Origin of the sequence: Enterobacter mori (assembly GCF_025244905.1) — a bacterium.
GTDB classification, from domain to species: domain Bacteria; phylum Pseudomonadota; class Gammaproteobacteria; order Enterobacterales; family Enterobacteriaceae; genus Enterobacter; species Enterobacter mori_A.
In genome coordinates this window covers 982,605-1,001,541 of record NZ_CP104285.1, presented here as the reverse complement: position 1 = coordinate 1,001,541, position 18,937 = coordinate 982,605, and the positions used below count along the sequence as shown (strand labels likewise).

The window sequence follows — 18,937 nt, the reverse complement described above, 5'->3', positions numbered from 1 at the left end:
CAATACAGAGCGCACAAACTCACGCGAAGTGATCGTACCCTTTCCAGTCAAGCGTAACGGGCGCACCGTCTTTCACAAACTTCAGCCCTTCACTCTCCGGCATGATCTGACCAATACAGGTAAATTTCGCGCCAAGATGCGCTAAGGCCACATCCAGCGTGCCACGGTTGAGCTCAGGTACCGTGAAGCACAGTTCGTAGTCTTCACCACCGGAGAGCGCCCAGCGCAGCGCCTGCTCAGGTTCCACATGACGAAGCAGTTCCTCTGACAGCGGGAACAGATCCAGGTCAACGCGCGCGCCGACACCGCTGGCCTTCAGGATATGGCCGAGATCTGAGATAAGCCCGTCAGAGAGATCGATAGCCGAGCTTGCCCGCTCGCGCAGCGCCTGACCGTGCAGAATACGCGGCGTCGGCCGCAGATGGCGTTTCACCAGATACGCCGCATCGTCGGCGTCCTTCACGGTTAAGCGATCCTGGAGGATCGCCAGCCCTGCTGCGCTGTCACCCGGCGTACCGGTCACATAGATCCAGTCGCCCGGTTTTGCCCCTGAACGCTTCAGCGCGCGGCCGAGCGGCACATAGCCGTGGATCGCCAGCGTCATCGACAGTGGCCCGGAAGTGGTATCACCGCCAATCAGCTGCATATCGTAATAATTCAGCTGTTCAAACAACGCGTCGCTAAACGCTTCCAGCCAGGCTTCATCTACCTCTGGCAGCGTCAGAGCCAGCGTCAGCCAGGCAGGATCGGCACCCATTGCCGCCAAATCGCTAACGTTCACCGCCAGCGCTTTATACGCAAGATCGGCAGGATCGATATCGGGCAGGAAATGACGTCCGCACACCAGGGTGTCGGTGCTGATTGCCAGCGTCTGTTTTTCGGGAATATTGAGAAGTGCACAGTCATCGCCAATGCCGGTTTCAACATCAAGACGAGAGGTTCTGACACGGTCGAAATAACGGGCAATCAGGGAGAATTCGCCGCATGCCATACGTTATGCCTCAGCAAATAAAAGAAAAAACCGGAGCCGCACTGCCCGTCAGGCAATGCAGAACTCCGGTTTGCGGATCACTTTTTGTGGGGACGGATCGCAGGTGCTGCTTTATCAAGTACGCCGTTTACAAATTTGTGGCTGTCTTCAGCGCCGAAGGTTTTCGCCAGTTCGATCGCTTCGTTGATGGCCACTTTGTACGGCACATCATCACGTTTAGACAGCTCAAACAGCGCGATACGCAACACTGCTTTTTCCACCTGGCCCAGCTCTTCGAGCAAACGAGACAGGTATGGCTTCATCAGACCATCGAGATACGCGCTATTAGTCGCCACTCCCGACAGCAGTTCACGGAAGTACAGAACATCGACGTCTTTCACGTCCTGTTCTGACAGGAACTGGTATTCAACATCAGCGATGTCGTTCTGGGACAACTGCCAGGAGTAAAGCGCCTGAACGGCACATTCACGGGCGCGGCGACGAGCAGCAGGTTTCACGGAATTCCCCTTACAAAAAAATCAGGCCTTGATGGCTTTCAATACATTGATCATTTCAAGCGCGGTCAGTGCAGCTTCTGCACCTTTGTTACCGGCTTTAGTGCCAGCACGTTCGATGGCTTGTTCAATACTTTCGGTAGTCAGCACGCCGAATGCGACAGGAATTTCAGCATCCTGTGCAACGTGAGCCAGACCATTGCTTGCACCGCCCGCAACGTATTCGAAGTGCGCAGTGCCGCCACGAATAACAGTACCCAGCGCAATCACCGCGTCGTATTTACCGGTTTTCGCCAGCGCGCCCGCCGCCAGTGGCAGTTCGTAAGCGCCTGGAACCCAAACAACGGTAATGTTGTCATCTTTAACCTGGCCGATACGTTTCAGGGCGTCAATCGCACCTTCCAGCAGGCTGTCGTTGATGAAGTTGTTGAAACGCGCAATGGTGATGGCGACGCGAGCGTCCGGGGTAGCTACAGCAGCTTCAATAATGTTCATACTCTTCCTTTACGGGTTCATTTGGCCCCGCAGGGGGGCGGATTTTATCATAATACTTTGCGCCCTGCTTCCCTATTTCGGGAGCAATTACGCTGTCGTTAAATGGAGGCAGACATCCGGACCCACCGGACGAATCTCGCTGAATCTGAGTTGTGGTGCGTCGGCCAGTTTTTCAAGGCCAGGCAGCACAAACAGGCCGCGCGCGTCACAGCCCAACAGTTTAGGCGCAACGTAGACAATCAGTTCATCCACCAGCCCAGCCTGTGAGAGCGCACCGGCGAGCGTAGGCCCGGCTTCGACCCAGATGCTGTTGACCTGCTGCTTGCCGAGCAACATCATCAGCACCACTAAATCCAGGTGCCCGTTATGCTCCGGCACCATGATGCTGCGCACGCCTTCCGGCCATTTACGCGTATCTTCCTTCGTGCGGGCAATCCAGGTTTCACCCGGCTGCTGCACGATGCGGTGATCCGGCGTCACGCGGTTCTGGCTATCAATAATAATGCGCAGCGGCTGACGCAGGTTCTCCTGCGGGTAAAGCGCCTGGGTATCGGCATTCAGTTCGTCCCAGCGCACGGTCATGGCAGGATCGTCAGCCAAAACGGTTTCACTGCTGGTGAGAATAGCATGGCTTTGCGCACGCAGACGTTGCACATCGCGCCTTGCCTGCGGCGAGGTGATCCACTGGCTTTCGCCGTTTGCCATCGCCGTACGACCGTCCAGCGAGGCACCCAGCTTGAGCTGAATGTACGGGAACCCGGTACGCATACGCTTCAGGAAGCCTTTGTTAATCGCTTCCGCATCTTGCATCATCAACCCGTGGCTGACGTCAATGCCTTCCTGCTGGAGTCGATACAGCCCGCGTCCGGCCACCTGCGGATTCGGGTCCTGCATTGATGCAACCACGCGCGACACACCCGCCGCAATCAGCGCCTCACAGCACGGCGGCGTACGCCCGTGATGGCTGCAGGGCTCGAGCGTAACGTAGGCCGTTGCACCGCGCGCCTTCTCGCCCGCCATGCGCAAGGCATGCACCTCGGCATGGGGCTCGCCCGCACGAAGGTGGTAACCTTCGCCCACGATCTCGCCATCTTTGACAATAACGCACCCTACATTCGGGTTCGGGTGGGTAGTAAAACGACCACGCTGCGCCAGCTTCATGGCTCGTGCCATGTACATCTCGTCCTGCATGGGCTTAATCCTGTAAGCGGGCGATCTCTTCGCCGAACTCTTTGATATCTTCGAAACTGCGGTAGACAGAGGCGAAGCGGATATAGGCGACTTTATCGAGCTTTTTCAGCTGTTCCATCACCAGGTTGCCGATCATTTTGCTCGGCACCTCGCGCTCTCCTAAGCCACGAAGATGAGACTTAATGTGATTTAACGCCATTTCGACATCGTCTGCACTGACAGGCCGTTTTTCGAGAGCTTTCAGCATTCCGCTGCGCAGCTTTTCTTCATTGAACGGCTCGCGCACATCGTTACTTTTCACCACGCGCGGCATTACCAGCTCTGCAACTTCAAAGGTCGTGAAACGCTCGTTGCACACCAGACACTGTCGGCGACGGCGTACGGAAGACCCTTCGCCCACCAGGCGAGAGTCGATGACTTTGGTATCCACAGCGGAGCAGAATGGGCAATGCATACGGTATCCCTGTAATCCGGTTAACTGATTTTCATTTTACCCTGATCTGGCCTGACAACAAAGGAAGAGCTTTTTGAGACAAAGGATCTATGTCAGACACACTGAAGCTGGCTACCATAAAGGAGATCCGTTATTTCAAGGAAATAAACGCAATGACAAGACGTTACCTGAGAATTCTGCTGGTGGGGAGCCTCTTTACCCTAAGCGCCTGTGCACAGCAAACTGAAGTCCGCGAAATGAAACAAAGCGTGAACACGCTCAATGCGGCCATGGACAAGCTGAACAAAGAGACCGTGAAAATCACCCAGCAAAATGCGCTGAATGCGAAATCCAGCAGCGGCGTCTATTTGCTGCCGGGTGCCAAAACGCCCGCGCGTCTGAACAGCCAGATTGGCACGTTAAAGATGTCTATGGTGAATGTTGCAGCGAATGCCGATGGTACTCGCGCAACATTACGCATTCAGGGTGAATCCAACGATCCGCTTCCCGCATTCAGCGGCACCGTAGAGTGGGGCCAGATTCAGGGCACCACAGAAAGCTACCAGGAAGTGAACGTGAAGAATCAGCTCTTCACCGCCCCCGCCAGCACGCTGGCCCCGAGCGATGTTGATATCCCGCTACAGCTTAGCGGACTCACTCCAGAACAGCTGGGCTTTATCCGCATTCACGACATTCAACCCGCCGCGCAATAACCTGCCCTTTTAGCGGAGTGAAATGTCACTCCGCTAACATTTACATTTCGTATGGATTGGCAACATAAATGTTTGCCGTTACAATCCCGGCCGTTTAAAGTACGCAAACGTGAACGCAATCGATTACGCATGTGAGAGATATGTGAAACAACACATATTTTTGTGAGCAAGGATTCCTATAATAGGCTCCGCAGAAACACGAAATATTTTGATACGCAAATCGCGCATTTTTCACTCCCGGAAGGGAATTTCAATCAGTGGCATGATTATGAAAAAAACATTACTCGCAGCGGGTGCTGTACTGGCACTCTCCTCCTCTTTCACTGTTAACGCAGCGGAAAACGATAAACCACAATACCTCTCCGACTGGTGGCACCAGAGCGTTAACGTGGTTGGCAGCTACCACACCCGTTTCGGACCTCAGATCCGCAACGATACCTATCTGGAATACGAAGCGTTCGCCAAGAAAGACTGGTTTGATTTCTATGGATATATGGATGCACCGGTCTTCTTCGGTGGTAACACCGACGCGAAAGGTATCTGGAACCACGGTTCTCCGCTGTTCATGGAGATCGAACCACGCTTCTCTATTGATAAGCTGACGGGCACCAGCCTGGCGTTTGGTCCGTTCAAAGAGTGGTACTTCGCAAACAACTATATCTACGACATGGGCCGTAACAAGTCCGGTCGTCAGAGCACCTGGTACATGGGTCTGGGTACGGACATCGATACCGGTCTGCCAATGAGCCTGTCCATGAACGTGTACGCGAAGTACCAGTGGCAGAACTACGGTGCCGCGAACGAAAACGAGTGGGACGGCTACCGTTTCAAAGTGAAATACTTTGTGCCAATCACCCAGCTGTGGGGCGGCAACCTGAGCTACATCGGTTTCACCAACTTTGACTGGGGCTCAGACCTGGGCGACAACGATTTCCGCGACCTGAACGGCAGAAAAGCGCGCACCAACGACTCCATCGCTTCCAGCCACATCCTGGCGCTGAACTACGATCACTGGCACTACTCTGTTGTTGCGCGTTACTGGCATAACGGTGGTCAGTGGAACGACGACGCGAGCCTGAACTTCGGTAACGGCGATTTCAGCGTCCGTTCTACCGGTTGGGGTGGTTACCTGGTTGTAGGTTATAACTTCTAACCTTGTGGTTGGTGCCGGGTGGCGGCTACGCCTTACCCGGCCTACAAAACCCGATAACGGCACAAATCGTAGGCCGGGTAAGCGAAGCGCCACCCGGCGCAAAAGCCAGCTCAAGAGCTGGCTTTTCACTGCTTAACCTTCCGCAAAAAATCCGCGAGCGAGCGATCCGCGCTCTCGCTAAAGCGTCTTTCCGTCAGTGCAATATTCAAACACCTGTCGAGCCGGAAACAGCGGTAGTCATCGCGCCGCTCGCACCACGCAGCCAAAAGCCAATGCTCCCCCCAGAAGAACAGCCCAAGCGGCTGCACCTTACGCCAGGTTAACTGCCCGGCCTCATCACGGTAGTGCAGCGCCAGCACGCGCTGCGCAGATATCGCCTGATGAATCACATCAAATCCGCTGCGAGAATGGGGCTGAAGCGCAATATCCGGCGCATAAATTCGCGTCTGCTCTGCCTTGCGTCGGCTCTCCTCGGGCAGGATCGCCAGCACCTTCTCCTGGGCCGACTCCAGCTCGCGCGACAGCGATTCCCCTCCCCAGGTTTTAAGCAGGCGGATCGCGACGATCAGCGCCTCGGACTCTTTATTTGTCAGCATCAGCGGCGGCAGGTCAAAACCCGACATCAGCCGATATCCGCTCCCCGCCTCACCTTCCACCGGCACGCCGGAAAGCGACAGGTCGCGGATATCACGATAGATCGTGCGCTCGGAGACGCCGAGCCGCTCCGCCAGATGCGCTGCCGTTGTCAGACGCCTGCCCCGCAGGATCTGCACAATCTGAAACAAACGGTCAGCGCGTCGGGTCATCGTCTCTTTTGCTCTCAGGCCGGTTGATGAAGGCCGACGCGATTACCTTCGCTGTCGGTGAACAAAGCAATGGTGCCAATGCCTCGCGGCAATTCCAGCGGACCAAAGACGCACGCACCGCCTGCAGAGGCAATACGATCAAGCGTGGCCGCCAGATTGTCAGTATGCAGATAAATAATAGCGCCCTGCTGCGACGGCGTAACGCCGTCAAATTTCGCCAGCGCGCCGCCGGTTGCCGGGTCTTCGTGCGGGAAAATCGCCAGCTCTGCAACGTCCATTTTCTCCCGCTTCAGCGTAACCTGCATTACCGGTTCATAAAATTTGATGGCGCGATCCATATCGGCGACCGGGATTTCAAACCAGTTAATCACACTTTTCATACATCCTCCTGCCTGTTGTTTGGGTTCAGAAGGAGTCTACGACAGGGCTCCTGACAGCATACTGTCAGGAGTGTATGTCAGGAACAGGCAAAAAAAATCCCGGCCAGCCGACCGGGATTTCGATAACGCGTAAGACACTGTCTTACGGCAGAATTGACGGCTGATCCGCCCCTTCTTTTTCGACTTTCTGCTGGAGCAGGTGCTCGCGCTTCATGCCGAGTTTCAGTGCCAGTGCGGACGCGACGTAAATAGACGACGCCGTACCGATAGACACACCAATCAGCATGGTCAGCGAGAAGCCTTCCAGCACCGGACCACCGAAGAGATACAGCATCAGGATAACCATTAAGGTCGTTCCGGATGTGATCAAGGTACGGTGCAGCGTCTGGGTCAACGACACGTTGAAGATTTCGTACGGCGTACCGCGACGGATCTTACGGAAGTTTTCACGAATACGGTCAGATACCACGATACTGTCGTTCAGTGAGTAACCGATAACGGACATCAGGGATGCCACAATCGTCAGGTCAATCTCAATGTGGAACAGAGACAGTACGCCCATGGTGATGACCACGTCGTGCGCCAGAGCGATAACCACACCTGCCGCCAGTCGCCACTCGAAGCGGAAACCAACGTAGATCAGGATGGAAATCAGCGCCACCATCAACGCCATCGCGCCGGTTTGCGCCAGGTCCGCACCCACGCTCGGGCCAACGAACTCAATACGCTTAACCGTTGCGTTCTGGCTGGTCGATTCGTTAATAACGTGAACGACCTTGCTGCCCAGCTCCTGGCTGCCGTTAGCATCGTGCACCGGTGGCATACGCACCATGATGTCACGACTGCTGCCGAAGTTTTGCAGCAGCGGCTCTTCAAAGCCCGCTTTCTGCAGCGACAGGCGCATTTCGTCCATATCGACCGGTTTTTCCAGGGAGATTTCAATTACCGTACCACCGGTAAAATCCAGACCCCAGTTAAAGCCTTTCACGCCCATAATGACGATGGACAGAATCAGCAGAAAACCTGAAATGCCGAAGGCCCAGTAGTCCCAGCGCATAAAGTCCCAGACTTTACGGCCGTGGTTCAATTGTTCAACAGTATATTCCTGTGCCACAACGCACTCCTCAGATAGACAGCTTTTTGACGCGCTTGCCGCCGTACAGCAGGTTCACGATGGCACGGGTGCCGACAATAGCGGTAAACATTGACGTTGCAACACCGATACCGGTAGTAATCGCAAAGCCTTTGATCGCGCCAGTACCCACTGCATACAGGATAAGAACCTTAATCAGTGTTGTTACGTTCGCATCGAAGATAGAGCTGAACGCACCTTTGTAACCTTCTTCAATCGCCTGTTGCACAGAGCGACCGTTGCTCAACTCTTCTTTGATACGTTCGTTTATCAGTACGTTAGCGTCGACCGCCACCGCAAGGGTTAGAACGATACCCGCTATACCTGGCATGGTCAGCGTTGCGCCCGGCAGCAGGGACATGATACCGATGATCAGCACCAGGTTCGCCAGCAGCGCGGAGGTCGCAATCAGACCAAACTTCTTATAGAAGAAGATCATAAAGATAATGGAGACCACCAGACCGGCCAGACACGCTTCCAGGCCCTGTTTGATGTTCTGCATACCCAGGGTAGGACCAATGGTACGTTCTTCAACAATTTGAATTGGCGCAATCAGCGCACCGGCACGCAGCAGCAGTGAAAGCTGGCGGGCTTCATTCGGGTTGTTGATACCGGTGATACGGAAGCTGTTACCCAGACGAGACTGGATATTGGCGATGTTAATCACCTCTTCCTCTTTCACCAGAACGGAACGGCCTTTGGCATCTTTCTTACCGCTGTCTTTGTACTCCACGAACAGGGTCGCCATCGGCTTACCGATATTGTCCTTGGTGAAGTTCGACATGATGTTGCCACCCGCGCTGTCCAGCGAGATGTTAACCTGCGGCTGGTTGTACTCATCCTGGCTTGAAGTGGAGTCGGTGATGTGGTCACCGGTCAGGATCACGCGTTTGTACAGCACAACCGGCTGACCTTCGCGGGTCTCTTTCACTTCGGAGTCGCCCGGAATGCGGCCAGACGCGGCAGCGGACTGATCGACGTTGGTATTCACCAGACGGAATTCCAGCGTCGCGGTCGCACCGAGAATCTCTTTCGCACGCGCGGTGTCCTGGATACCCGGCAGTTCAACCACGATACGGTCAGCACCCTGACGCTGTACCAGCGGCTCGGCCACGCCCAGTTGGTTTACACGGTTACGCAGAATGTTGATGTTCTGCTGAACGGCGTATTCACGCGCTTCGCTCAGACGTGCATCCGTCATCACCGCGCGCAGCTGGCTGCTGCCCTGAGAGGTGATGACCAGATCGCGGTGACGTTGAGACAGGTAAGTTACAGCCTGGTCGCGTGCCGCGCTGTCGCGGAACGTGATGCTCATGCCGTAGTTATCTTCTTTACGCACGGTTGTGTACGCAATGCCTTTCTCACGCAGATCGCTGCGCAGGCTGTCGATGTTCTGTTCCTGCAGCTTGCCAAGCGCGGTATCCATATCCACTTCCATCAGGAAGTGAACGCCGCCACGCAGGTCAAGACCGAGTTTCATTGGCTCTGCGTTCAGCGCAGCCAGCCAACGCGGGGTTGCAGGAGCAAGGTTAAGCGCCACGACATACTTATCACCCAGCACGCCCATCAGCGCTTCACGGGCGCGGAGCTGCGTGTCGGTGGTGTCGAAGCGAGCAAGAATTGCGCCCTCTTCCAGTGCCACAGACTTAGCGGTAATTTTTTCTTCTTGTAACGTTTTCTGGACCTGGATCAGCGTTTGCTCACTGGCGGCGACACCGCGCGCGCCAGTGATTTGAACGGCCGGATCCTCACCATACAGGTTGGGAAGCGCATACAGCAGGCCGACAACAATGACGACCACCAGCATGACGTACTTCCACAAAGGATAACGGTTTAACACGGCAGTTCCCTTTGGGAAAAGTTGGGATTACAGCGCCTTCATGGTGCCTTTCGGCAGAACGGCAGCTACGAAGTCACGTTTGATAACCACTTCAGTGGTGTCGTTCAGAGCGATTGCAATGTAGCCGCTTTCCGCTACTTTGGTCACGCGACCGACCAGGCCACCGTTGGTCAGCACTTCATCGCCCTTCGCAATGGAGTTCATCAGATTTTTGTGCTCTTTGGTGCGCTTCTGCTGTGGACGCAGGATCATGAAGTAGAAGATCAGACCAAACACAACCAGCATCAGAATCAGAGACATCGGGCTGCCCTGCGCTGGCGCACCTGTTGCTGCTACCGCATCAGAAATAAAAAAGCTCATTCAAATTCCCTCATTATTAAAATTAATCAACGTTCAAAGGTGGGACATCCCGGCCCTGACGTTGGTAGAAATCGGTCACGAAGCTCTCTAATTTACCCTCTTCGATAGCCTTACGTAAACCAGCCATTAAGCGCTGATAATAACGAAGATTATGAATGGTATTGAGACGCGCGCCCAAAATCTCGTTACAACGATCGAGATGATGGAGATACGCGCGAGAATAATTGCGACAGGTATAGCAATCGCACTCGGAATCGAGCGGGCTGGTGTCACTCTTATGCTTCGCGTTACGGATTTTTACCACGCCATCGGTAACGAACAGATGACCGTTACGCGCGTTGCGGGTTGGCATGACGCAGTCGAACATATCAATGCCGCGACGAACGCCTTCAACCAGATCTTCTGGTTTACCCACACCCATCAGGTATCGTGGTTTATCCGCCGGGATTTGCGGGCAGACATGTTCCAGAATGCGGTGCATGTCTTCCTTCGGTTCACCCACAGCCAAACCGCCGACAGCGTAGCCATCAAAACCTATCTCTACCAGACCTTTAACGGAGATATCGCGTAAATCTTCGTAAACGCTGCCCTGGATGATGCCGAACAGCGCATTTTTGTTCTGTAAGGAGTCAAAACGGTCGCGGCTGCGCTGCGCCCAGCGCAGGGACATTTCCATGGAGCGCTTGGCGTAGTCCCAGTCCGCCGGGTACGGCGTACATTCGTCGAAGATCATCACGATATCGGAGCCGAGATCGTACTGAATCTCCATGGATTTTTCCGGATCGAGGAAAATCGGATCGCCGTTGATCGGGTTACGGAAGTGAACGCCCTTTTCGGTGATCTTGCGGATATCGCCCAAGCTGAAGACCTGGAAGCCGCCGGAGTCGGTCAGGATAGGGCCTTTCCACTGCATGAAATCGTGCAGGTCGCCGTGGAGCTTCATGATCTCCTGACCCGGACGCAGCCACAGGTGGAAGGTGTTACCGAGGATAATCTGTGCGCCAGTGGCTTCTACTTCTTCCGGCGTCATCCCTTTGACGGTGCCGTACGTGCCCACAGGCATAAACGCGGGGGTTTCCACCACGCCGCGATCAAACACCAGGCGACCGCGACGCGCGCGGCCGTCGGTGGTATCGAGTTCAAATTTCATTTTTTCTCCGACGTCAGAAAAACAGTCCAACGTTGTAAAACGGTGCCGCGGACTTATTCCCCGACACGCTCATTCAAAGCCAGCGGATTGTACGTGATAAACATCGCGTCCCCGTAGCTAAAAAAGCGATATTTTTGTTCTACCGCAGACTTGTAGGCGTTCATCGTATGCTGATAACCGGCAAACGCGGAAACCAGCATAATCAGCGTCGATTCAGGCAAATGGAAGTTGGTCACCAGCGCATCAATCACTTTGTACTGATAGCCCGGGTAGATAAAGATCTGCGTATCGCCAAAGAACGGCTCAATGAGATCGCTTTTCGCTGCCTGCGCGGCGCTCTCAAGCGAACGCACGGAAGTTGTGCCCACAGCAATCACGCGGCTACCGCGGCCTTTTGCCGCCAGAACCGCATCCACAACCTCTTGCGGTACTTCGGCGTATTCAGAGTGCATGATGTGGTCTTCAATGCTGTCCACACGCACCGGCTGGAAGGTCCCCGCGCCGACGTGCAGCGTCACGAACGCCATCTCCACGCCCTTCGCACGCAGTTTTTCCAGCAGTGGCTCATCAAAATGCAGGCCCGCGGTCGGCGCAGCGACGGCACCCGGCTTCTGGCTGTAGACGGTCTGGTACAGTTCGCGGTCAGCTTCTTCGTCCGGACGCTCAATGTACGGCGGCAGCGGCATGTGGCCGATGGCGTTCAGAATATCGAGCACCGTGCGCTCGTCGTCGAACGCCACCTCAAACAGCGCGTCCTGACGCGCGGTCATGGTTGCTTTGATGCTCTCGTCATCGCCCAACAGCAGTTCCGCGCCCGGCTTAGGCGCTTTGGATGCGCGAATATGTGCCAGAATACGTTTATCATCGAGCATACGTTCGACCAGCACTTCAATCTTGCCGCCGCTGGCTTTACGGCCAAACAGGCGCGCCGGGATCACGCGGGTATTGTTAAAGACCAGCAGATCGCCAGGGTTGAGCTTGTCGAGCAAATCGGTGAAAGTACCGTGCGTCAGTTCGCCCGTCGGCCCATCCAGTGATAGCAAGCGACAGCTGCTGCGCTCGGGCATGGGATAGTGAGCAATCAGGGATTCAGGTAGTTCAAAGGAGAAATCGGCGACGCGCATGACGTATACTCGTGACTTAAAAACAGGCGGCATAGTCTAGTGCTCACACTCTTTTGCTGCAACAACTAGCCGCCCCCGGACAAATAAAACGCATGAATTTTCTCGCTCACCTGCATCTCGCACACCTCGCTGACAGCTCCCTTTCCGGCAATTTGCTGGCCGATTTTGTACGCGGCAACCCTGCAGAAGAGTATTCCCCTGAGGTTGTCGACGGAATTTTTATGCACCGCCGCATCGACGTGCTGACCGATAACCTGCCGGAAGTAACGGAAGCCAAAGCGTGGTTTCGCCCTGAGACGCGCCGCGTTGCGCCGATCACGCTCGATGTGATGTGGGATCACTTCCTGTCGCGCCACTGGGAACAGCTTTCGCCGGAGATGCCGCTACCCGAATTTGTGCGCTATGCCCATCAGCAGGTGTCGATTATTTTACCGGACTCACCGCCGCGATTTGTGAATCTGAATAATTACCTGTGGTCGGAACGCTGGCTGGAGCGCTACGGCGAGATGGATTTCATCCAGAATGTACTGAATGGGATGGCGAGCCGTCGCCCGCGACTGGATGCCCTGCGCGACTCCTGGTATGACCTGGATGAGCATTACGATGCGCTGGAAACGCGTTTCTGGCAATTTTACCCGCTCATGATGATGCAAGCGCAAAACAAACAACTGTGACAGATTTACATTGATAGGTAAAAGCTGGCGGAACGATTGTCACCACCTCTTTGTCTTATTCCCGAACACTCTCTATACTGGCCCGCGTTGCGTTCCAAATAACCTTAGTATCTACAGGAGAATCATATGGTTCTGGTAACTCGTCCGGCTCCGGATTTTACAGCTGCAGCAGTTCTGGGCAATGGTGAAATCGTTGAAAACTTCAACTTCAAACAGCACACCAACGGTAAAGCGACCGTTCTGTTCTTCTGGCCAATGGACTTCACTTTCGTTTGCCCGTCTGAGCTGATCGCGTTCGACAAACGTTATGAAGAATTCCAGAAGCGTGGCGTGGAAGTGGTTGGCGTCTCCTTCGACTCTGAATTTGTACACAACGCATGGCGTAACACCCCTGTCGAAAATGGCGGCATCGGTGCGGTGAAATACGCAATGGTTGCGGACATCAAACGCGAAATCCAGCAGGCTTACGGTATCGAACATCCGGACGCTGGCGTTGCGCTGCGCGGTTCTTTCCTGATCGACGCAAACGGCATCGTTCGTCACCAGGTTGTAAACGATCTGCCGCTGGGTCGTAACATCGACGAAATGCTGCGCATGGTTGACGCGCTGCAGTTCCACGAAGAGCACGGTGAAGTGTGCCCGGCTCAGTGGGAAAAAGGTAAAGAAGGTATGGCTGCTTCCCCAGACGGCGTGGCTAAATACCTGTCTGAGAACGTATCCAGCCTGTAATCGGCACGGTTTACGACGAAGGCCCGCTGATGCGGGCCTTTTTATTTAGAACGCGAAGCAAGAACAGCCTAACACGCCCCAGAACGCCTGCTCATCCGAGACCGGAATATCCGACTGACGTGCAATGCCGTGCGCATGACCATGCACCCCACAGCTGCCGATGCACTGGTGCATCTGTACTACCGCGCCCACTTTACTGGTCGCAGGCGGTGCAGAGCGATAATGCCCTGGCACTTTCACTACGGGTGACCACTCGGGCAAAACCGGGATCGACGGAGGGGATAGAGGGCTGAAATGCCCGGCGGCGTATACTACTTTGCCATCCACGACCGTCAGCACCGATTCAATGCCTTTAATTTCCTCTTCCGCCACGCTGAAGTAGTCTTTCGACAGCACCACCAGATCCGCCAGCTGTCCTTCAACAAGCCGCCCTTTTTTGCCCTGCTCGCTGGAGAACCACGCGCTCCCTGCAGTCCACAGCTCCAGCGCCACCTCACGCGGCAGACGGTTGTTGTCATCATACATTGCCAGCCCACCCACCGTACGGCCAGACACCAACCAATAAAGTGCCGTCCACGGATTGTAGCTCGCCACACGCGTAGCGTCCGTCCCTAACCCAACCGGCACCTCCAGCTCAAGCATTTTCGCCACCGGCGGCGTATGTTTCACCGCCTCTTTACCGTAGCGATCGACAAAATACTCGCCCTGGAATGCCATACGGTGCTGCACCGCAATCCCGCCGCCGAGCGCCTTTACGCGCTCGATATTATGCTCGGTGATTGTTTCTGCGTGGTCGAAGAACCAGTGCAGGCCATTAAAGGGAATATCCCGGTTCACCTTTTCAAAGACGTCCAGCATGCGGCTGATGGATTCGTCATAGGTGGCATGCAGACGGAACGGCCAGCGGTTTTCCACCAGGTGGCGCACCACTCGCTCCAGCTCATCCTCCATCCCCTCCGGGAGATCCGGGCGCGGCTGGAGGAAGTCTTCAAAATCTGCCGCCGAGAAGACCAGCATTTCGCCTGCACCGTTAGCGCGATAGAAGTCAGTTCCCTGTCCAGGCTTCAGCATATCGGTCCAGCGCTCAAAATCTTCCAGCTCCTGCTTCGGACGCTGGGTAAAGAGGTTGTAGGCGATACGCACCGTCATCTGCTCCTTGGCATGCAGCTCAGCGATCACCTCGTAATCTTCCGGGTAGTTCTGGAAACCGCCGCCCGCGTCGATGGCGCTGGTCAGCCCCAGACGGTTCAGCTCACGCATAAACTGGCGCGTGGAGTTCACCTGCTGCTCAATAGGCAGCTTCGGCCCTTTCGCCAGCGTGGCGTAAAGGATCATCGCATTCGGTTTGGCGATAAGCATCCCGGTTGGGTTGCCGTTGTTATCACGCACGATTTCACCACCCGGCGGGTTCGGTGTCTCTTTGGTATAGCCAACCGCTTTCAGCGCGGCGCGGTTAAGCAACGCGCGATCGTAAAGATGAAGCACAAACACAGGAGTGTCAGGTGCCGCCTCGTTAAGCTCTTCGATGGTCGGCATCCGACGCTCGGCAAACTGGAATTCGCTCCAGCCACCGACGACGCGCACCCACTGTGGTGACGGTGTACGATCGGCCTGATCTTTCAGCATGCGCAACGCATCCACCAGCGAGGGCACACCTTCCCAGCGCAGTTCAAGGTTGTAGTTCAGCCCGCCGCGGATCAGGTGCAGGTGCGAGTCGTTCAGGCCGGGGATCACCGTACTCCCTTTCAGGTCGACGATCTGTGTTCCCTGCGTCGCATAGCTCATGATGCGATCGTGATTGCCTGTAGCGAGGATCTTGCCATTGGCAATCGCCACCGCTTCCGTGAGCGGATTTTCACGATCGAGGGTATGGATCTGACCTTTGGTTAAGATCAGTGTGGCAGTTTGGGACATAACGTACTCCTTTGAACCGAATCAGGCTTTTTTCAGCCATCCGGCAAACAGACGGGTCACGATGGGCATCCACAGCCAGACCACCAGCGCGACCACACAGGCATCGTTAATCAAATGCAGCAATAATGAGCCTTTCAGACCAGGCAGCAATAAGCCTGTCACCAGCGGCACTACGTTGGTGCTTGGAAAAATCACCAGCAACGTGATGAGAAATTGCTTCCACTGCTTCGGTTTACGCACGTGCGGTTCCGGCGGCGTGAACCAGAATGCCGGCTCGGTGCGCACTTCAGTTTTATCGCCTTCCGCCAGTAGGGACTCAATCTCTTTCACCAGCCCATTGCGTGTATCAGACTGCGTCCACGCGTAAAGGTGTTCGATAGTGTCGAAGCGGATAACCACCGTCCACAGCGTCTGCCCTTCGGCAGGACGAATGACATTTGCGCCCAGATGGCCGGGAAATTCCGCCGCGATGGGCATGATTTTGCCGAGCCACTGCTCGTACCGCTCAGACTGTCCCGGAAGAAGGGTGTGAGCGATCACCAGCGTGACATGGGATGTTTGCGCCATAAAAGCTCCTGGTCATGAGCGGGCGGGAGGACCCCGCCCTGAAAGGTTTACGCTTTACGCTCTGGCGCACCGTGAACGAGGGTGTAGGCATAATCAACCCCCATACCGTAAGCTCCGCTGTGCTCTCGTACCAGGTCCATGACCGCGTCGTAAGTCCCTTTGCGTGACCAGTCGCGCTGGTACTCCAGCAGTACCTGCTGCCAGGTCACAGGCACGGCACCCGCCTGCACCATGCGGTCAATAGCGCGCTCATGGGCATCTACGGAGGTGCCACCGGAGGTGTCAGTCACCACATAGACTTCGAAGCCTTCATCCAGCGCCATCAGTGCCGGGAAGGTCAGACACACTTCAGTCCACAGGGCAGAGATAATAAGTTTCTTACGGCCCGTGGCTTTGACTGCCGCAACAAACGCATCATCTTCCCAGGAGTTCATAGAGGTGCGCTCAATCGGCTTAACATCCGGATGCACCGCCAGCAGCTCGGGCCAGATATAGCCGCTGAAGCTTTTGGTTTCGACTGAGGTGTAGATAACAGGAACATCAAAAATTTTGCCGGCTTTTGCCAGGGCAACCGTATTATTTTTCAGCAGTTGGCGATCAATATTAGCGACGCCAAAGGACATCTGTGGCTGGTGATCGATAAAAATCAATGCGGAATTGGACGGATCAATCAGTTCACGAATAGACATAAAAAACCTTTTAATCAATAAGTTAAAAGAGAAAAATTTAGTGTGCTATATGAGAAAGGGCCCTGACTGATAAAGCAAATTGAGTATAGCGAGAATTGATTAAGCGGATAGTAAAGATATTTGTCCCCTCTGTTGAATTTATCAGAACAACCTAGGGGAATATTCTGCAACCGACTCGTATACCGGTTGCAGAGGCAGGGTTAATGGCCGAACCAGATAGAAGCGGATATTGCAGGCAGAGAGAAGATCCCTTCCTGAATAACGCCCTTACCTTCTTTAAGTTGCCATACCTTCACGTTAAGCAGCGGGGAATGGTCCAGGACAACTTCACAGGCCTCGCCCCGGTTGATCGCCACCAGCACGCGCTGCTGGTTATAGACGCGGGCAAACACCACCACGTTATCGTGCGCATAGGCCACCTGACAGCCACCGTAGCGCAGGGCGAGACTCTGCTTACGCAGCTTCGCCAGCCGCTGATACAGGCTGAACAGCACCTTGTCCTGTTTCGCGGGCTCCCACGGGAAGGTTTTACGACAGAACGGATCGTTGTTGCCGTCCAGCCCCACCTCGTCGCCGTAATAAATGCACGGCACGCCCGGCCAGGTGAAGAGCCAGGTGACCGCCAGCGGCAGACGGGCTACATCCTTGCCGAGCAGGGATTTAAAGCGGGCGGTATCGTGGCTATCGAGCTGGTTGAACATCCGCAGCTGCTGCTGATGAGACAGACCGGCGCGATAGTTCTCCATCCACGCCATGCAGGTTTCAGCGTCGATATGGTTCGGATCGTAGGAGATATCGGTGTTAGCGAGGAATCCCCACAGCGGGAAGGTGAAGCCGCGATAGTTCATCGCCGCATCTTCCGCATCGTTCTGCAGCCACTGGCGCGCGTCGCCAAAGTGCTCGCCGAAGACAAACGCTTCAGGCTGGGCCGCTTTCGCCGAGCGCGTGATCCCCGCGACGTGCTGAAGGTTATTCTGCGCCCCGCCTGCTTCACCGAGCATATGCACCACGTCCAGACGCCAGCCGTCCATATTCCATGGCGCTTTCAACCAGTGGCGCACGATGCTGTCTTCGCCGCCGTAGATTTCATTCACGAGCGTTGGCGACTGGAAATCCAGCTTCGGCAGGCTGGCGTAACCCAGCCAGTCCAGCGCGCGTCCCTCCTCGTTAAAGCTGTACCAGTCACGCTGCGGCGAGTCCGGGTTATGACATGCCCCGCCCATCGACTGATTATGGCGGTCAAACCAGGCGTGTGAATCTCCGCTGTGGTTGAACACGCCGTCCAGAATCAGGCGCATGCCTTCATTTTGGGTGTTCTTACGCAGGCGCATCAGCGCCTCGTCACCGCCAAACTGTTCGTCAACGTGGCGATAATCCTGCGTATCGTATTTGTGCACGCTTGGGGCTTTAAACACCGGGTTCAGGTAGAGCGCCGTCACGCCCAGTTTTTTCAGGTACGGCAGTTTTTCGCTGATGCCGTCGAGATCGCCGCCGTAAAAGGTCGAGCCGCCAGCCTGCGCCGTCACCGGATCATCCCACGCTTTCATAATGACGTCGTGACCCGCCGCGTGGTGGTAATAAACCTTATCCTGCTGCGCGGTGCGCTTTTCGCTGCGCGCAAAGCGGTCCGGGAAAATCTGGTAAAAGATCTGATCGTTAACCCACTGCGGGCCGTTATCCGGGTAATCGACCGCAAACTGCTCCAGCCGTGCGGGCGGAAAACGGCTAAACCCCTGCGGGGTAAACCACAGCTGACGGTTATTCCACAACAGTTTGAAGCTGTAACGGCGACGCGGCTGGCCGCTGCGCAGGTCGATATTCGCCCGCCATGCGGTGATCCCTGGCTGCGGCTGACTGCGCAGCTTGTGCATTTTCAGCCCGGTCTCTTCGTTATCTATTTCGGCGCGGAGCGTCACGCGTTCAGGCTGATTTTCCCCCGCCAGCCAGAGCGTAATCACAAGGTTGTCTTTGTTTTGCTTAACAAATGGGGCAACCGGAAGGTGCCAGGCATTTAACATCACGAATCCCCTTTGATGAAATTGACGTCACCTTGCCACAGGGTGGTTAAGGATAGCTCACCATGACGTGATTTATTGGGGGAG

Annotated in this window: 20 protein-coding genes; 4 read left to right on the top strand and 16 right to left on the bottom strand. The window is 55.3% G+C overall.

Features of this window, described 5'->3' with window-relative positions; all coding sequences use genetic code 11:
- Nucleotides 1–19: 19 nt before the first annotated feature.
- From thiL to nrdR, 5 genes are all read right to left on the bottom strand, one after another.
- A complete protein-coding gene (gene thiL, locus N2K86_RS04720; protein WP_260660647.1) occupies nucleotides 20–991 on the bottom strand; it encodes a thiamine-phosphate kinase in 972 nt (323 codons plus the stop codon).
- A gap of 77 nt (nucleotides 992–1,068) precedes the next feature.
- Nucleotides 1,069–1,488, bottom strand: coding sequence for a transcription antitermination factor NusB (gene nusB, locus N2K86_RS04715; protein WP_006809908.1), 420 nt, complete (start codon nucleotides 1,486–1,488; stop codon nucleotides 1,069–1,071).
- Nucleotides 1,489–1,509: 21 nt separating this feature from the next.
- Nucleotides 1,510–1,980 carry a 6,7-dimethyl-8-ribityllumazine synthase gene (ribH, locus tag N2K86_RS04710; protein WP_006176874.1) on the bottom strand — a complete coding sequence of 157 codons (471 nt, stop codon included), beginning with the start codon at nucleotides 1,978–1,980 and terminating at the stop codon, nucleotides 1,510–1,512.
- Between the two features lie 87 nt (nucleotides 1,981–2,067).
- Nucleotides 2,068–3,171 carry a bifunctional diaminohydroxyphosphoribosylaminopyrimidine deaminase/5-amino-6-(5-phosphoribosylamino)uracil reductase RibD gene (ribD, locus tag N2K86_RS04705; protein ID WP_260660646.1) on the bottom strand — a complete coding sequence of 368 codons (1,104 nt, stop codon included), beginning with the start codon at nucleotides 3,169–3,171 and terminating at the stop codon, nucleotides 2,068–2,070.
- A gap of 4 nt (nucleotides 3,172–3,175) precedes the next feature.
- Nucleotides 3,176–3,625, bottom strand: a complete 450-nt coding sequence (nrdR, locus tag N2K86_RS04700) for a transcriptional regulator NrdR (RefSeq protein ID WP_006176872.1) — start codon at nucleotides 3,623–3,625, stop codon at nucleotides 3,176–3,178.
- A gap of 152 nt (nucleotides 3,626–3,777) precedes the next feature.
- On the opposite strand from nrdR, the gene N2K86_RS04695 reads away from it, so the two are divergent.
- Together N2K86_RS04695 and N2K86_RS04690 are read left to right on the top strand one after the other, a co-directional pair.
- On the top strand, nucleotides 3,778–4,317 hold the full coding sequence (locus N2K86_RS04695) for a DUF3251 domain-containing protein (protein WP_260660645.1): 540 nt from the start codon (nucleotides 3,778–3,780) through the stop codon (nucleotides 4,315–4,317).
- Nucleotides 4,318–4,585: 268 nt separating this feature from the next.
- The gene (locus N2K86_RS04690; protein ID WP_032642482.1) at nucleotides 4,586–5,470 is read left to right on the top strand and encodes a nucleoside-specific channel-forming protein Tsx; all 885 of its coding nucleotides are present in this window, start codon (nucleotides 4,586–4,588) and stop codon (nucleotides 5,468–5,470) included.
- Between the two features lie 125 nt (nucleotides 5,471–5,595).
- Here N2K86_RS04690 and N2K86_RS04685 read toward each other — a convergent pair whose 3' ends face one another.
- The 7 genes from N2K86_RS04685 to queA form a co-directional block, all read right to left on the bottom strand.
- Entirely contained in the window at nucleotides 5,596–6,276 is a 681-nt protein-coding gene (locus N2K86_RS04685) for a helix-turn-helix transcriptional regulator (protein WP_260660644.1), read from the bottom strand.
- A 14-nt stretch (nucleotides 6,277–6,290) separates the two neighbouring features.
- A complete protein-coding gene (locus N2K86_RS04680) occupies nucleotides 6,291–6,656 on the bottom strand; it encodes a VOC family protein (protein WP_089599269.1) in 366 nt (121 codons plus the stop codon).
- Nucleotides 6,657–6,798: 142 nt separating this feature from the next.
- Nucleotides 6,799–7,770 carry a protein translocase subunit SecF gene (gene secF / locus N2K86_RS04675; RefSeq protein WP_260660643.1) on the bottom strand — a complete coding sequence of 324 codons (972 nt, stop codon included), beginning with the start codon at nucleotides 7,768–7,770 and terminating at the stop codon, nucleotides 6,799–6,801.
- Nucleotides 7,771–7,780: 10 nt separating this feature from the next.
- On the bottom strand, nucleotides 7,781–9,628 hold the full coding sequence (secD, locus tag N2K86_RS04670; protein WP_260660642.1) for a protein translocase subunit SecD: 1,848 nt from the start codon (nucleotides 9,626–9,628) through the stop codon (nucleotides 7,781–7,783).
- Between the two features lie 27 nt (nucleotides 9,629–9,655).
- Nucleotides 9,656–9,988, bottom strand: coding sequence for a preprotein translocase subunit YajC (gene yajC, locus N2K86_RS04665; RefSeq protein ID WP_003021544.1), 333 nt, complete (start codon nucleotides 9,986–9,988; stop codon nucleotides 9,656–9,658).
- 22 nt (nucleotides 9,989–10,010) lie between these two features.
- The gene (gene tgt, locus N2K86_RS04660; protein ID WP_089599266.1) at nucleotides 10,011–11,138 is read right to left on the bottom strand and encodes a tRNA guanosine(34) transglycosylase Tgt; all 1,128 of its coding nucleotides are present in this window, start codon (nucleotides 11,136–11,138) and stop codon (nucleotides 10,011–10,013) included.
- A gap of 53 nt (nucleotides 11,139–11,191) precedes the next feature.
- A complete protein-coding gene (queA, locus tag N2K86_RS04655; protein ID WP_260660641.1) occupies nucleotides 11,192–12,262 on the bottom strand; it encodes a tRNA preQ1(34) S-adenosylmethionine ribosyltransferase-isomerase QueA in 1,071 nt (356 codons plus the stop codon).
- A 92-nt stretch (nucleotides 12,263–12,354) separates the two neighbouring features.
- Between queA and acpH the strand changes: the two genes are divergently transcribed.
- On the top strand, nucleotides 12,355–12,936 hold the full coding sequence (acpH, locus tag N2K86_RS04650; protein WP_260660640.1) for an ACP phosphodiesterase: 582 nt from the start codon (nucleotides 12,355–12,357) through the stop codon (nucleotides 12,934–12,936).
- A gap of 126 nt (nucleotides 12,937–13,062) precedes the next feature.
- Nucleotides 13,063–13,665: a peroxiredoxin C gene (locus N2K86_RS04645; protein WP_003859113.1), complete on the top strand. Its 603-nt coding sequence runs from the start codon at nucleotides 13,063–13,065 to the stop codon at nucleotides 13,663–13,665.
- Between the two features lie 45 nt (nucleotides 13,666–13,710).
- Here the strand turns inward: N2K86_RS04645 and N2K86_RS04640 are convergent, their stop codons facing one another.
- From N2K86_RS04640 to malZ, 4 genes are all read right to left on the bottom strand, one after another.
- Nucleotides 13,711–15,579, bottom strand: coding sequence for an amidohydrolase (locus tag N2K86_RS04640; protein ID WP_260660639.1), 1,869 nt, complete (start codon nucleotides 15,577–15,579; stop codon nucleotides 13,711–13,713).
- Nucleotides 15,580–15,600: 21 nt separating this feature from the next.
- On the bottom strand, nucleotides 15,601–16,146 hold the full coding sequence (locus N2K86_RS04635) for an antibiotic biosynthesis monooxygenase (protein WP_260660638.1): 546 nt from the start codon (nucleotides 16,144–16,146) through the stop codon (nucleotides 15,601–15,603).
- 47 nt (nucleotides 16,147–16,193) lie between these two features.
- Nucleotides 16,194–16,835, bottom strand: a complete 642-nt coding sequence (locus N2K86_RS04630; protein ID WP_014069092.1) for a hydrolase — start codon at nucleotides 16,833–16,835, stop codon at nucleotides 16,194–16,196.
- A 200-nt stretch (nucleotides 16,836–17,035) separates the two neighbouring features.
- Nucleotides 17,036–18,853, bottom strand: coding sequence for a maltodextrin glucosidase (malZ, locus tag N2K86_RS04625; RefSeq protein ID WP_260660637.1), 1,818 nt, complete (start codon nucleotides 18,851–18,853; stop codon nucleotides 17,036–17,038).
- Nucleotides 18,854–18,937 lie beyond the last annotated feature (84 nt).

Excerpts from the sequence above, each read along its gene's own strand:
- thiL (WP_260660647.1), bottom strand. The coding sequence starts at position 991 with ATGGCATGCGGCGAATTCTCCCTGATTGCCCGTTATTTCGACCGTGTC.
- ribH (WP_006176874.1), bottom strand. The coding sequence starts at position 1,980 with ATGAACATTATTGAAGCTGCTGTAGCTACCCCGGACGCTCGCGTCGCC.
- ribD (WP_260660646.1), bottom strand. The coding sequence starts at position 3,171 with ATGCAGGACGAGATGTACATGGCACGAGCCATGAAGCTGGCGCAGCGT.
- nrdR (WP_006176872.1), bottom strand. The coding sequence starts at position 3,625 with ATGCATTGCCCATTCTGCTCCGCTGTGGATACCAAAGTCATCGACTCT.
- N2K86_RS04695 (WP_260660645.1), top strand. The coding sequence starts at position 3,778 with ATGACAAGACGTTACCTGAGAATTCTGCTGGTGGGGAGCCTCTTTACC.
- N2K86_RS04690 (WP_032642482.1), top strand. The coding sequence starts at position 4,586 with ATGAAAAAAACATTACTCGCAGCGGGTGCTGTACTGGCACTCTCCTCC.
- N2K86_RS04685 (WP_260660644.1), bottom strand. The coding sequence starts at position 6,276 with ATGACCCGACGCGCTGACCGTTTGTTTCAGATTGTGCAGATCCTGCGG.
- N2K86_RS04680 (WP_089599269.1), bottom strand. The coding sequence starts at position 6,656 with ATGAAAAGTGTGATTAACTGGTTTGAAATCCCGGTCGCCGATATGGAT.
- yajC (WP_003021544.1), bottom strand. The coding sequence starts at position 9,988 with ATGAGCTTTTTTATTTCTGATGCGGTAGCAGCAACAGGTGCGCCAGCG.
- tgt (WP_089599266.1), bottom strand. The coding sequence starts at position 11,138 with ATGAAATTTGAACTCGATACCACCGACGGCCGCGCGCGTCGCGGTCGC.
- queA (WP_260660641.1), bottom strand. The coding sequence starts at position 12,262 with ATGCGCGTCGCCGATTTCTCCTTTGAACTACCTGAATCCCTGATTGCT.
- acpH (WP_260660640.1), top strand. The coding sequence starts at position 12,355 with ATGAATTTTCTCGCTCACCTGCATCTCGCACACCTCGCTGACAGCTCC.
- N2K86_RS04645 (WP_003859113.1), top strand. The coding sequence starts at position 13,063 with ATGGTTCTGGTAACTCGTCCGGCTCCGGATTTTACAGCTGCAGCAGTT.
- N2K86_RS04640 (WP_260660639.1), bottom strand. The coding sequence starts at position 15,579 with ATGTCCCAAACTGCCACACTGATCTTAACCAAAGGTCAGATCCATACC.
- N2K86_RS04635 (WP_260660638.1), bottom strand. The coding sequence starts at position 16,146 with ATGGCGCAAACATCCCATGTCACGCTGGTGATCGCTCACACCCTTCTT.
- N2K86_RS04630 (WP_014069092.1), bottom strand. The coding sequence starts at position 16,835 with ATGTCTATTCGTGAACTGATTGATCCGTCCAATTCCGCATTGATTTTT.
- malZ (WP_260660637.1), bottom strand. The coding sequence starts at position 18,853 with ATGTTAAATGCCTGGCACCTTCCGGTTGCCCCATTTGTTAAGCAAAAC.